At 61.7% G+C, this 12,564-nt stretch carries 11 protein-coding genes; all 11 read left to right on the top strand.

Going from position 1 to position 12,564, the window contains the following annotated elements:
- Positions 1 to 92: 92 nt before the first annotated feature.
- The 11 genes from nuoE to QM685_RS28350 all read left to right on the top strand — a co-directional run bounded on the left by nuoE (position 93) and on the right by QM685_RS28350 (position 12,540).
- Positions 93 to 578 carry an NADH-quinone oxidoreductase subunit NuoE gene (gene nuoE, locus QM685_RS28400; protein WP_415121713.1) on the top strand — a complete coding sequence of 162 codons (486 nt, stop codon included), beginning with the start codon at positions 93 to 95 and terminating at the stop codon, positions 576 to 578.
- Positions 575 to 1,903, top strand: coding sequence for an NADH-quinone oxidoreductase subunit NuoF (gene nuoF / locus QM685_RS28395; RefSeq protein WP_415121711.1), 1,329 nt, complete (start codon positions 575 to 577; stop codon positions 1,901 to 1,903). The genes nuoE and nuoF overlap by 4 nt, the downstream gene beginning before the upstream one ends.
- Before the next feature lie 127 nt (positions 1,904 to 2,030).
- Entirely contained in the window at positions 2,031 to 4,364 is a 2,334-nt protein-coding gene (gene nuoG, locus QM685_RS28390) for an NADH-quinone oxidoreductase subunit NuoG (protein WP_415121709.1), read from the top strand.
- The gene (gene nuoH, locus QM685_RS28385) at positions 4,365 to 5,429 is read left to right on the top strand and encodes an NADH-quinone oxidoreductase subunit NuoH (protein ID WP_415121707.1); all 1,065 of its coding nucleotides are present in this window, start codon (positions 4,365 to 4,367) and stop codon (positions 5,427 to 5,429) included. It abuts the gene before it with no gap.
- Positions 5,430 to 5,444: 15 nt separating this feature from the next.
- On the top strand, positions 5,445 to 5,933 hold the full coding sequence (gene nuoI / locus QM685_RS28380; RefSeq protein ID WP_018431494.1) for an NADH-quinone oxidoreductase subunit NuoI: 489 nt from the start codon (positions 5,445 to 5,447) through the stop codon (positions 5,931 to 5,933).
- Between the two features lie 199 nt (positions 5,934 to 6,132).
- Complete coding sequence (locus QM685_RS28375; protein ID WP_415121705.1) at positions 6,133 to 6,825, top strand: NADH-quinone oxidoreductase subunit J; 693 nt, start codon at positions 6,133 to 6,135, stop codon at positions 6,823 to 6,825.
- 20 nt (positions 6,826 to 6,845) lie between these two features.
- Positions 6,846 to 7,151, top strand: coding sequence for an NADH-quinone oxidoreductase subunit NuoK (gene nuoK / locus QM685_RS28370; protein ID WP_006052894.1), 306 nt, complete (start codon positions 6,846 to 6,848; stop codon positions 7,149 to 7,151).
- Between the two features lie 17 nt (positions 7,152 to 7,168).
- Positions 7,169 to 9,241, top strand: coding sequence for an NADH-quinone oxidoreductase subunit L (gene nuoL / locus QM685_RS28365; protein WP_415121702.1), 2,073 nt, complete (start codon positions 7,169 to 7,171; stop codon positions 9,239 to 9,241).
- 14 nt (positions 9,242 to 9,255) lie between these two features.
- Positions 9,256 to 10,746 carry an NADH-quinone oxidoreductase subunit M gene (locus QM685_RS28360; RefSeq protein WP_415121700.1) on the top strand — a complete coding sequence of 497 codons (1,491 nt, stop codon included), beginning with the start codon at positions 9,256 to 9,258 and terminating at the stop codon, positions 10,744 to 10,746.
- Positions 10,747 to 10,771: 25 nt separating this feature from the next.
- Positions 10,772 to 12,244: an NADH-quinone oxidoreductase subunit NuoN gene (gene nuoN, locus QM685_RS28355; RefSeq protein ID WP_415121698.1), complete on the top strand. Its 1,473-nt coding sequence runs from the start codon at positions 10,772 to 10,774 to the stop codon at positions 12,242 to 12,244.
- Positions 12,244 to 12,540, top strand: coding sequence for a DUF2818 family protein (locus QM685_RS28350; protein ID WP_415121696.1), 297 nt, complete (start codon positions 12,244 to 12,246; stop codon positions 12,538 to 12,540). The genes nuoN and QM685_RS28350 overlap by 1 nt, the downstream gene beginning before the upstream one ends.
- Positions 12,541 to 12,564 lie beyond the last annotated feature (24 nt).

Raw genomic sequence — 12,564 nt, 5'->3', positions numbered from 1 at the left:
TGCGCGTCAAGCAAGGGAACGCCGGGTCTGTCGCAGTATGACGTGAGCGACAGGTTTTCGTTCGGTAGGAATTGAAAGAGTCGTGTCTGAAAATGATCTCAGCTGAAGGCCTGAAAGAAATCGATCGTGCGATCGCGAAGTACCCCGCCGATCAGAAACAGTCCGCCGTGATGTCGGCGCTGGCCACTGCTCAGGCCGAGCATGGCTGGCTGTCGCCCGAACTCATGCAGTTCGTCGCGGATTATCTCGGCATGCCGGCAATCGCCGTGCAGGAGGTGGCGACCTTCTACACGATGTACGAGACCTCGCCGGTCGGCAAATACAAGATCACGCTCTGCACGAACCTGCCGTGCCAGCTCGGCCCGGACGGCGGTTCCGACAGCGCCGCTGAATATCTGAAGCAGAAGCTCGGCATCGACTTCGGCGAAACCACGCCCGACGGCAAGTTCACCCTGAAAGAAGGTGAGTGCATGGGGTCGTGCGGCGATGCGCCGGTGATGCTGGTGAACAACCATCGCATGTGCAGCTTCATGAGCCGCGAGAAGATCGACCAGCTGCTCGAGGAACTTTCGAAATGACGTCTTTACACGATCGTCACATCAAACCGCTGATTCTCGCCGGCCTGAACGGCGACAACTGGCATCTCGAAGATTACGTGGCGCGCGGCGGTTACGCCCAGCTACGCCGCATCCTGGAAGAGAAGATTCCGCCGGAGCAGGTGATCGCTGACGTCAAGGCGTCGGGTCTGCGCGGCCGTGGCGGCGCGGGCTTCCCGACCGGTCTGAAGTGGAGCTTCATGCCGCGTCAGTTTCCGGGCCAGAAGTACCTGGTCTGCAATTCGGACGAAGGCGAACCGGGCACGTTCAAGGACCGCGACATCCTGCGCTTCAATCCGCATTCGCTGATCGAGGGTATGGCGATCGGCGCGTACGCGATGGGCATCACGGTCGGCTACAACTATATCCACGGCGAGATCTGGGAAGTCTATAAGCGCTTCGAAGAAGCGTTGGAGGAAGCGCGCCGTGCCGGGTTCCTCGGCGACAACATCATGGGCTCGGGCTTCTCGTTCCAGCTTCACGCGCACCACGGTTATGGCGCCTATATCTGCGGCGAAGAAACCGCGCTGCTCGAGTCGATCGAAGGCAAGAAGGGCCAGCCGCGCTTCAAGCCGCCGTTCCCGGCGAGCTTCGGCGTGTACGGCAAGCCGACTACGATCAACAACACCGAAACGTTCGCGGCTGTGCCGTTCCTGCTCGCGATCGGTCCGCAGAATTACCTCGAAATCGGCAAGCCGAACAACGGCGGCACGAAGATTTTCTCGGTGGCGGGCGACGTCGAGCGTCCGGGCAACTACGAAATTCCGCTCGGCACGCCGTTCGCGACGCTGATGGAACTCGCCGGCGGCATGCGCGGCGGCAAGAAGATCAAGGCCGTGATTCCGGGCGGTTCGTCGGCGCCGGTGATTCCGGGCGACATCATGATGCAGACCGACATGGATTACGACTCGATCGCGAAAGCCGGTTCGATGCTCGGTTCGGGCGCGGTGATCGTGATGGACGAGACGCGCTGCATGGTGCGCTCGCTGCTGCGTCTGTCGTACTTCTATTACGAAGAGTCGTGCGGTCAATGCACGCCTTGCCGTGAAGGTACGGGTTGGCTGTATCGCGTCGTGCATCGTATCGAGCATGGGCTCGGCCGTCCGGAAGATCTGGATCTGCTGAACTCGGTCGCGGAAAACATCATGGGTCGCACGATCTGCGCGCTCGGCGATGCGGCGGCCATGCCGGTTCGCGGCATGCTCAAGCACTACTGGGACGAATTCGAATATCACGTCGCCCACAAGCATTGCCTCGTCGGCGGTCATGCCGGCACGGCGGCGGCGTCTGAAACCGTGGCTGCCTGAAGTGGCTGCCCGGGTCAGGCTGACGGATAACTACCGGACGAACACCTCAACCGCAGGATTCATTGCCTGAAGCGGCGATGAAGAGGCGAACGATTGAGCGGTAACAGGTTAAGGAAGATTGACCATCATGGTTGAACTGGAAATAGACGGCAAGAAAGTCGAGGTGCCTGAAGGCAGCATGGTGATCCAGGCTGCGCATAAGGTCGACACGTACATTCCTCACTTCTGCTATCACAAGAAGCTGTCGATTGCGGCCAACTGCCGGATGTGTCTGGTCGATGTCGAGAAGATGCCGAAGGCCGTGCCCGCGTGTGCGACGCCGGTGTCGGCCGGCATGATCGTGCGCACCAAGTCGGACAAGGCGGTGAAGGGCCAGCAATCCGTGATGGAATTCCTGCTGATCAACCATCCGCTCGATTGCCCGATCTGCGACCAGGGCGGCGAATGTCAGTTGCAGGATCTGGCCGTGGGTTACGGCAAGTCGTCGTCGCGCTATAGCGAAGAAAAGCGCGTGGTGTTCCACAAGAACGTCGGCCCGCTGATCTCGATGGAAGAAATGTCGCGTTGCATTCACTGCACGCGTTGCGTTCGTTTCGGTCAGGAAATCGCCGGCGTGATGGAACTCGGCATGCTGGGCCGCGGCGAGCATTCGGAAATCACGTCGTTCGTCGGCAAGACGGTCGACTCCGAACTGTCGGGCAACATGATCGACCTGTGCCCGGTCGGCGCGCTGACCAGCAAGCCGTTCCGCTACAGCGCCCGGACGTGGGAGCTGTCGCGTCGCAAGTCGGTGAGCCCGCATGATTCCGTCGGCGCGAATCTCGTGGTGCAGGTGAAGAACAACCGCGTGATGCGTGTTCTGCCGTTCGAAAACGAGTCCGTCAACGAGTGCTGGATTTCGGACAAGGACCGCTTCTCGTACGAGGGCCTCAACAGCCCCGAGCGGTTGACCCGGCCGATGCTCAAGCAAGGCGGCCAGTGGGTCGAAACCGACTGGCAGACCGCGCTCGATTACGTGGTCAAGGGTTTGAAGGGTATCAAGGGCGATCACGGCGCGAATGCGCTCGCGGCGCTTGCCAGCGCACACAGCACGGTCGAGGAACTGTTCCTGCTCAAGCAGATCGCGCAAGCGGTCGGCACGCCGAACGTGGACTTCCGTCTGCGCCAGTCGGATTTCTCGGCGCCCGTGAGCGGCGCGCCGTGGCTTGGTACCGCGATCGCCGATCTGTCGAACGCCGACGCGGCGCTCGTGATCGGCTCGGATCTGCGCCGCGATCATCCGCTGTTCGCCGCGCGTCTGCGCCAGGCCGCGCGCGGCGGCTCGAAGCTCACCCTCATTCAGGCTACCAGCGACGATGCGCTGATCCCGCAGGCACAACGCGTGGTCGCGGCGCCGTCTGCATGGCTCGATGCGCTCGCGGGCATCGCCGGCGCGGTTGGCGAAGCGAAGAGCGTCGCGCTGCCGGAAGCGTTCGCCGGCACGCAGCCGACGGACGCGCACAAGCAGATCGCGAACTCGCTCGCCACCGGTGAGCGCCGCCTCGTGCTGCTCGGCAACGAAGCGGTCCGTCACCCGGATTTCGCGGCGATCCACGCCGCGGCGCAATGGATCGCCGAAGCAACCGGCGCGACGCTCGGTTTCCTCACCGAAGCGGCCAACACGGTCGGCGCGCATCTCGTGAACGCGCTGCCGGGCGAAGGCGGCCTGAATGCGCGCGAAGTGTTCGAACAACCGCGCAAGGGTTATCTGCTGCTGAACCTCGAACCGGAATTCGACACGGCCAATCCGGCGCAGGCGCTTGCCGCGCTGAAGCAGGCCGAGATGGTCGTCGTGATGTCGCCGTTCCAGACGGGCGCCGACTACGCCGACGTGCTGCTGCCGATCGCGCCGTACACCGAAACGGGTGGTACGTTCGTCAACGCCGAAGGCACGGCGCAGTCCTTCAACGGCGTGGTGCGTCCGCTCGGCGACACGCGGCCGGCATGGAAGGTCCTGCGCGTTCTGGGCAGCCTGCTCGACGCGTCGGGCTTCGAATACGACACGGTCGAAGAAGTGCGCACGGCCGCGTTGGGCGACGGTGAACTGGGCTCGCGCCTGTCGAATCTCACGGGCGTCGCAGTGACGCGAGGCAACGCCGCGAAGGCGGCGGAAGGCAAATTCGAGCGTCTCGCGAACGTGCCGATCTATCACGCCGACGCACTCGTGCGTCGCGCGGAGTCGCTGCATCTGACCGCGGCGGCCCGTGCGGCGAACTCGGTCGGTCTGCCGGCCGCATTGTTCGACAAACTGGGTTTGAAAGAAGGCGACGCGGTGCGCGTTCGTCAGGGCGAGCAAGCGGTGCAGTTGCCGGCCGTGCGCGACGCGAATCTTGCGGAGACGGTCGTCCGCGTATCGGCGGCTACGCCTGCCGGTGCGGCGCTGGGCAGCCTGTTCGGTGAACTGGTGGTGGAGAAGGCGTAAATGAGCTTGTTCGATACGATCAACTCGGGCGGCACCCAGCTTCTCGGTGTGGCATGGCCCACGGTGTGGGCGCTCGTGCGCATCCTGGTGGTGGCCGTCGTGATCCTGCTGTGCGTCGCTTACCTGATCCTGTGGGAGCGTAAGCTGATCGGCTGGATGCACGTGCGTCTCGGCCCGAACCGCGTGGGTCCGGCCGGTCTGCTGCAGCCTATCGCCGACGTGCTGAAGTTGCTGCTGAAGGAAGTGATCCAGCCGGCGCAGGCAAGCCGCTGGGTTTACATGGTTGCGCCGGTAATGGTCGTGGTGCCGGCGTTCGCGGTGTGGGCGGTGATTCCGTTCCAGGCCGGCGCGGTGCTCGGCGACATCAACGCGGGTCTGCTGTATGCGATGGCGATTTCGTCGATCGGCGTGTACGGCGTGATTCTGGCCGGCTGGGCGTCGAACTCGAAGTACGCGTTCCTCGGCGCGATGCGCGCCGCCGCGCAGATGGTGTCGTACGAAATCTCGATGGGCTTCGCACTCGTCGTCGTGCTGATGACGGCCGGTACGCTGAACCTGTCGGGCATCGTCGGTTCGCAGGAGCATGGCTTCTTCGCGTCGCACGGCCTGAACTTCCTGTCGTGGAACTGGCTGCCGCTCCTGCCGATGTTCGTCGTGTACTTCATCTCGGGCATCGCCGAAACGAACCGGCACCCGTTCGACGTGGTGGAAGGGGAGTCGGAAATCGTCGCGGGCCACATGATCGATTACTCGGGTATGGCGTTCGCGCTGTTCTTCCTCGCCGAGTACATCAACATGATCGTGATTTCGGCATTGGCTGCAACACTGTTCCTTGGCGGCTGGAGCGCACCGTTCGGCTTCCTGTCGTTTATCCCGGGCATCGTCTGGCTCGTCGCCAAGGTTTTCTTCCTGTTGTCGGTGTTCATCTGGGCGCGTGCGACGTTCCCGCGCTACCGCTATGACCAGATCATGCGTCTCGGCTGGAAGGTGTTCATTCCGGTCTGCGTGGTGTGGCTCGTGGTGGTCGGCTTCTGGATCATGTCGCCGTTGAACATCTGGAAATAAAGGGCGGACGAACCTATGACCGCAATCCAAAACTTCTTCAAGACTTTCTTCCTCACGGAGCTGCTGAAAGGCCTCGCGCTGACCGGACGCTACACGTTCCAGCGTAAGGTCACCGTGCAGTTCCCGGAAGAAAAGACCCCGATCTCGCCGCGTTTTCGCGGTCTGCATGCGCTGCGCCGCTATGAGAATGGCGAAGAGCGCTGCATCGCGTGCAAGCTGTGCGAAGCGGTGTGCCCGGCGCTCGCCATCACGATCGAATCGGAAACGCGCGCGGACAACACGCGCCGTACGACGCGCTACGACATCGACCTGACCAAGTGCATCTTCTGCGGTTTCTGCGAAGAAAGCTGCCCGGTCGACTCGATCGTCGAGACGCACATTCTCGAGTATCACGGCGAGAAGCGCGGCGACCTGTACTTCACGAAGGAAATGCTGCTGGCCGTCGGTGACCGCTACGAAGCGGAAATCGCCGCCAACAAGGCAGCCGACGCACCGTATCGTTGAAGCGCTGTTTTCGTTTTCGCTGATGCAGTAATCGCGGCAGTAAAAGCAGTAACACGGCCTGCTGTCGGGCCGAGGGCCGCGGCCTTCACGCCGCGGCACGGCGCACCTGTGCGGCGGTTCTGGCGGTTTCGCCCGCTTTTGCTAACCACGCGTGCCAAAGAACAATGCCTGACGATGGCCTAACGATGAACCGGTAATCATGGAATTCACGACCGTACTGTTCTACATCTTCGCGCTGCTCCTGGTTGTCTCAGGGCTGAAGGTGATCACCTCGCGCAACCCGGTGTCGTCCGCACTGTTTCTGGTGCTGGCGTTCTTCAACGCAGCCGCGATCTGGATGCTGCTGGAGGCCGAATTCCTCGCGATCCTGCTGGTGCTGGTCTACGTCGGCGCGGTGATGGTGCTGTTCCTGTTCGTCGTGATGATGCTGGACATCAATCTCGACGTGCTGCGCAAGGACTTCAAACGCTTCGTGCCGATGGCCACGGCGGTGGGCGCGATCATCGTGATCGAAACCGCGCTGATCCTGTGGCACGGCTACGGCGCGACCTCGACGGCGCTGCGCGACACGACCGCGGTCGCGAACGGCATGGGCGACTGGTCGAACACGCGCCTGATCGGCAAGATCATCTACACGAACTACATCTTCGCGTTCGAAATCGCCGGCCTCATTCTGCTGGTCGCGATCATCGCGGCGATCGCGTTGACCACGAGCCACAAGAAGGACAGCAAGCGTCAGAACGTCAGCGCGCAGGTCAAGGTGCGAGCCCAGGACCGTGTGCGCGTCGTGAAGATGCCGTCGGAGAAAAGCGCGGCGACCATCGCGGCGGAAGAAGCCGCGGCTGCGGCAGCAGCAGCGGCTGCCGACTCGGCACCTGCTAAAAATAGCTGAGCGGACAGGAGATAGAAATCATGTTGACCCTTGCTCATTACCTCGTCCTCGGCGCGATCCTGTTTGCGATCAGCATCGTCGGCATTTTCCTGAACCGCCGCAACGTCATCATCATCCTGATGGCGATCGAACTGATGCTGCTCGCGGTGAACACCAATTTCGTCGCGTTCTCGCACTACCTGGGCGACGTGCACGGCCAGATTTTCGTCTTCTTCGTGCTGACGGTTGCGGCAGCCGAAGCGGCGATCGGTCTCGCAATTCTGGTGACCCTGTTCCGTAGTCTCGACACGATCAATGTCGAGGACCTCGATCAGCTCAAAGGTTAATTTCAGGAAAAGCGGTTATGTCCACGATACTCAATGAAAACCTGCTGTTGGCAATTCCGCTGGCACCGCTCGCCGGTTCCCTGGTCGCAGGGCTGTTCGGCAAGGCGATAGGGCGGGCGGGTGCGCATTCGGTCACGATCCTCGGCGTCGCGATTTCGTTCATCCTGTCGGTCATGGTGTTCTTCCAGGTGATGGACGGCGCGAGCTTCAATGCGACCGTTTATCAATGGATGACGATCGGCAAGACGCAGCTCGAAGTCGGCTTCCTGGTCGACTCGCTGACCGCGATGATGATCTGCGTGGTCAACTTCGTGTCGCTGATGGTTCACATCTACACGATCGGCTACATGGCCGACGACGACGGCTACCAGCGCTTCTTCTCGTATATCTCGCTGTTCACGTTCTCGATGTTGATGCTCGTGATGAGCAACAACTTCCTGCAACTGTTCTTCGGCTGGGAAGCGGTGGGTCTCGTGTCGTATCTGCTGATCGGCTTCTACTTCAAACGTGAGAGCGCGATCTACGCGAACATGAAGGCGTTCATCGTGAACCGCGTCGGCGACTTCGGCTTTCTGCTGGGTATCGGCCTGCTGTTCGCGTTCGCCGGTTCGCTGAACTACGGCGAAGTCTTCGCAAAGCGCACCGAACTCGCGGCACTGAACTTTCCGGGCACCGATTGGGGGTTGCTGACGGTTGCGTGCATCTGCCTGTTCATCGGCGCGATGGGTAAGTCGGCGCAATTCCCGCTGCACGTGTGGCTGCCGGATTCGATGGAAGGCCCGACGCCGATCTCCGCGCTGATCCACGCGGCAACCATGGTGACGGCCGGTATCTTCATGGTCACGCGCATGTCGCCGCTGTTCGAACTGTCGGATACGGCACTGTCGTTCGTGATGGTCATCGGCGCGATTACCGCGCTGTTCATGGGTTTCCTCGGCATCGTCCAGAACGACATCAAGCGCGTGGTCGCTTACTCCACGCTGTCGCAGCTCGGTTACATGACGGTCGCGCTCGGCGCATCGGCATACTCGGTCGCCGTGTTCCACCTGATGACGCACGCGTTCTTCAAGGCGCTGCTGTTCCTCGGCGCGGGCTCGGTCATCATCGGCATGCACCACGATCAGGACATGCGCAACATGGGCGGCCTGCGCAAGTACATGCCGATCACGTGGATCACGTCGCTGGTCGGTTCGCTTGCGCTGATCGGCACGCCGTTCTTCTCGGGCTTCTACTCGAAAGACTCGATCATCGACGCGGTCAAGCTGTCGCATCTGCCGGGTTCGGGCTTCGCATATTTCGCGGTGGTCGCGAGCGTGTTCGTGACCGCGTTGTATTCGTTCCGCATGTACTTCATGGTGTTCCACGGCGAGGAGCGCTTCCGCGGTCCGAAGCATCCGGAATCGCCGATGGGCGCGGAAGCCGCATCGCATGGGCACGAGGCGCACGGCCACGATGACCACGGCCATGGCCACGGTCACGACGACCACGCTCACGAGCCGCACGAAACGCCGTGGGTCGTGTGGGTGCCGCTGGTTCTGCTGGCGATTCCGTCGATCGTGATCGGCGCGATCGGTGTCGGTCCGATGCTGTTCGGCGACTTCTTCCAGCACGGCGTCGCGTTCGACAAGGTGATCTACATCGGCGAGAACCATCCGGCGCTGCATGAGATGGCCGAAGAGTTCCAGGGCTGGGCGTCGATGGGCCTGCACTCGGTGTCGGGCCTGCCGGTGTGGCTCGCGCTCGCCGGCGTGGTGGTCGCATGGTTCCTGTATCTGGTCCGTCCGGATCTGCCGGCCGTCATCAAGCGCACATTCAGTCCGATCTACACGTTGCTCGATAACAAGTACTACATGGACAAGATCAACGAAGTCGTGTTTGCACGGGGCGCGGTGGCAATTGGCCGGGGTCTCTGGAAGGAAGGCGACGTCGTCGTGATCGACGGCATCGTCAACGGCAGCGCGCGCTTTATCGGCTGGTTCGCGAGCGTGATCCGCTTCCTCCAGTCCGGCTACATCTATCACTACGCGTTCGCCATGATTATCGGCATGCTGGGGCTCCTGACCCTGTTTGTAACGCTCGGCGGCAAATAAGGCGAGGGACACTAATGCACGCTTATCCGATTCTCAGCATCGCGATCTGGTTGCCGATTCTCTTCGGGCTGCTGGTCCTCGCGATCGGCAATGACCAGAACCCGGCACCGGCGCGCTGGGTCGCGCTGATCGGCTCGGTCTTGAGCTTCATCGTGACGATTCCGCTGATCACCGGTTTCGACTCGAGCACCGCCGACCTGCAGTTCGTCGAACAGGCGAACTGGATCGAACGCTTCCACATCACGTATCACCTCGGCGTGGACGGCATTTCGATGTGGTTCGTCGTGTTGACCGCGCTGATCACGGTGATCGTCGTGATCGCCGGGTGGGAAGTGATTACGAAGAATGTCGGGCAGTATCTCGCCGCGTTCCTGATTCTCTCGGGCATCATGGTCGGCGTGTTCAGCGCGGCCGACGGCATGCTGTTCTACGTGTTCTTCGAAGCGACGCTGATCCCGATGTACATCATCATCGGCGTGTGGGGCGGGGCGAACCGCGTGTACGCGGCGTTCAAGTTCTTCCTGTACACGCTGATGGGCTCGCTGCTGATGCTGGTCGCGCTGATCTACCTGTACAACGAAACCGGCACGTTCGATCTCGCCGCCTGGCAACACGCGCAGATCGCGATGACGCCGCAGGTGCTGCTGTTTATCGCGTTCTTCATGGCCTTCGCGGTGAAGGTGCCGATGTGGCCGGTGCACACGTGGCTGCCGGACGCGCACGTGGAAGCGCCGACCGGCGGCTCGGTCGTGCTGGCCGCGATCATGCTGAAGCTCGGTGCGTACGGTTTCCTGCGCTTCTCGCTGCCGATCACGCCTGACGCGAGCCATTTCCTCGCACCGGTCGTCATCACGCTGTCGCTGATCGCGGTGATCTACATCGGTCTGGTCGCGATGGTGCAGGCCGACATGAAGAAGCTGGTTGCGTATTCGTCGATCGCGCACATGGGTTTTGTCACGCTCGGCTTCTTCATCTTCAACCAGCTCGGCGCGGAAGGCGCGATCGTGCAGATGATCTCGCACGGTTTCGTATCGGGCGCGATGTTCCTGAGCATCGGCGTGCTGTACGACCGTATGCACTCGCGTCAGATCGCCGACTACGGCGGCGTCGTCAACATGATGCCGAAGTTCGCGGCGTTCGTGATGCTGTTCTCGATGGCGAACTGCGGCCTGCCGGGTACCTCCGGTTTCGTCGGCGAATTCATGGTGATTCTCGCCTCCGTCCAGTACAACTTCTGGATCGCGGCCGGCGCCGCGGTCACGCTGATTCTCGGCGCGGCCTACACGCTGTGGATGTACAAGCGCGTGTACTTCGGCGCGGTAGCGAACGACCACGTGAAGAGTCTCGTCGACATCAACCGCCGTGAATTTTTCATGCTGGCAGTGCTCGCCGCACTGACGCTGTTCATGGGCCTGTATCCGAAGCCCTTTACCGATGTGATGCACGTATCCGTGGAAAACCTCCTCTCTCACGTTGCTCAATCGAAGCTGCCGTTGTCTCAGTAACGACGAGCGGAGGAATTTAAAGACCATGCAAAACGCCCCTATGACTGCTCTGTTGCCCGACGCACTGGTGATGCTCGCCGTTGTGATTGCGTGGCTCAACGACACGTTCGTCGGCCAGGCCGGTCGCCGTACCACGTATTTCATCGCGGTTTTCTCGACGCTCGTCGCCGGGATCTGGTTCGCGGTGAATGCGTTCGACCCGCAAGTGCATTACTTCTTCGATCACATGTACGTGGTCGATCCGTTTGCCAACGTGATGAAGGCGGTGGTGTCGCTCGGCTACACGGTGTCGACCGTCTATTCGCGCCGCTACCTCGATGATCGCAGCCTGTACCGCGGCGACTTCTTCCTGCTCGGCATGTTCTCGCTGCTCGGCCAGATCGTGATGATCTCGGGCAACAACTTCCTGACGCTGTACCTCGGCCTGGAACTGATGTCGCTGTCGCTGTACGCGGTCATCGCGCTGCGCCGCGAAGTGGCGTCGTCGAACGAAGCGGCGATGAAGTACTACGTGCTCGGCGCGCTGGCTTCCGGCTTCCTGCTCTACGGTATCTCGATGCTGTACGGCGCGACCGGCTCGCTCGACCTGAACGAAGTGTTCAAGGCGATCGGCACGAGCCACTACGACCCGACCGTGCTGCTGTTCGGCGTGATCTTCATCGTGGCCGGCGTGGCGTTCAAGATGGGTGCGGTGCCGTTCCATATGTGGGTGCCCGACGTGTACCAGGGCGCGCCGACGGCGATGACGCTCGCGGTCGGCGGCGGTCCGAAGGTTGCCGCATTCGCGTGGGGCCTGCGCTTCCTCGTGATGGGTCTGCTGCCGCTGGCGGTTGAATGGCAGCAGATGCTGGTGATCCTGGCGGCGCTGTCGCTGATCGTCGGCAACATCACGGGTATCGTGCAGCGCAACGTCAAGCGGATGCTCGCGTACTCGGCAATCTCGAACATGGGCTTCGTGCTGCTCGGCCTGCTCGCCGGCGTGGTCGATCAGAAGACCACGGGTGCCGCGGGCGCTTACGGTTCGGCGATGTTCTACAGCATCGTCTACCTGATCACGACGCTTGGCACGTTCGGCATCATCATGCTGCTCGCGCGCCGCGATTTCGAAGCGGATACGCTTGAGGACTTCAAGGGTCTCAACCAGCGCAGCCCGGTGTTCGCGTTCGTGATGATGATCATGATGTTCTCGCTCGCGGGTATTCCGCCGGCAGTCGGCTTCTACGCGAAACTTGCCGTGCTGCAGGCGACAATGAACGCCGGTCTGACCTGGCTCACCGTGCTGGCCGTGGTTACGTCGCTGTTCGGTGCGTTCTACTACCTGCGTATCGTCAAGCTGATGTACTTCGACGAGCCGCAGGACAAGTCGCCGATCGTTGCCGACACGAGCACGCGAGCATTGCTCGCGCTCAACGGCGTGGCGGTGCTGGTGCTCGGTATCGTGCCGGATCCGCTGTTGCGCGCCTGTTTGCAGGCCATCCAGCACACGCTGCTGCTCTGATGTCCGCTGCGGGCTGGTTTATCGTGCTGTTGGCGCTGGTTGGCGCCAACCTGCCGTTTCTGAATCAACGCCTCTTCGCCGCCGTGCCGTTGAAAGCGGCGAAGAAAAGTGCCTGGATCCGGATTGCCGAATTGATCGTGCTGTATTTCGTAGTCGGCATGCTGGGCTTTCTGCTCGAAGCGCGCGCGGGAAACCGCTTCGAGCAAGGGTGGCAGTTTTATGCGATCACGTTTGCGCTGTTCGTCGTGTTCGCTTTCCCCGGCTTCACTTTCCAATATCTCGTCAAACGCCGCTGACGGCGTCCCGCCGTCGCGCGCCAG

The sequence above is a fragment of the Paraburkholderia sp. genome (assembly GCF_047605525.1).
In the GTDB taxonomy this organism is placed as follows: domain Bacteria; phylum Pseudomonadota; class Gammaproteobacteria; order Burkholderiales; family Burkholderiaceae; genus Paraburkholderia.
Note: the sequence above shows the minus strand (reverse complement) of the source record. Positions and strands in the feature narration are given on the sequence as shown.

What these genes read in the sequence shown, in the direction of transcription:
- QM685_RS28360 (WP_415121700.1), top strand. Translation starts at nt 9,256, where the DNA reads ATGCACGCTTATCCGATTCTCAGCATCGCGATCTGGTTGCCGATTCTC.
- nuoG (WP_415121709.1), top strand. Translation starts at nt 2,031, where the DNA reads ATGGTTGAACTGGAAATAGACGGCAAGAAAGTCGAGGTGCCTGAAGGC.
- nuoK (WP_006052894.1), top strand. Translation starts at nt 6,846, where the DNA reads ATGTTGACCCTTGCTCATTACCTCGTCCTCGGCGCGATCCTGTTTGCG.
- QM685_RS28375 (WP_415121705.1), top strand. Translation starts at nt 6,133, where the DNA reads ATGGAATTCACGACCGTACTGTTCTACATCTTCGCGCTGCTCCTGGTT.
- nuoE (WP_415121713.1), top strand. Translation starts at nt 93, where the DNA reads ATGATCTCAGCTGAAGGCCTGAAAGAAATCGATCGTGCGATCGCGAAG.
- QM685_RS28350 (WP_415121696.1), top strand. Translation starts at nt 12,244, where the DNA reads ATGTCCGCTGCGGGCTGGTTTATCGTGCTGTTGGCGCTGGTTGGCGCC.
- nuoI (WP_018431494.1), top strand. Translation starts at nt 5,445, where the DNA reads ATGACCGCAATCCAAAACTTCTTCAAGACTTTCTTCCTCACGGAGCTG.
- nuoF (WP_415121711.1), top strand. Translation starts at nt 575, where the DNA reads ATGACGTCTTTACACGATCGTCACATCAAACCGCTGATTCTCGCCGGC.
- nuoL (WP_415121702.1), top strand. Translation starts at nt 7,169, where the DNA reads ATGTCCACGATACTCAATGAAAACCTGCTGTTGGCAATTCCGCTGGCA.
- nuoN (WP_415121698.1), top strand. Translation starts at nt 10,772, where the DNA reads ATGCAAAACGCCCCTATGACTGCTCTGTTGCCCGACGCACTGGTGATG.
- nuoH (WP_415121707.1), top strand. Translation starts at nt 4,365, where the DNA reads ATGAGCTTGTTCGATACGATCAACTCGGGCGGCACCCAGCTTCTCGGT.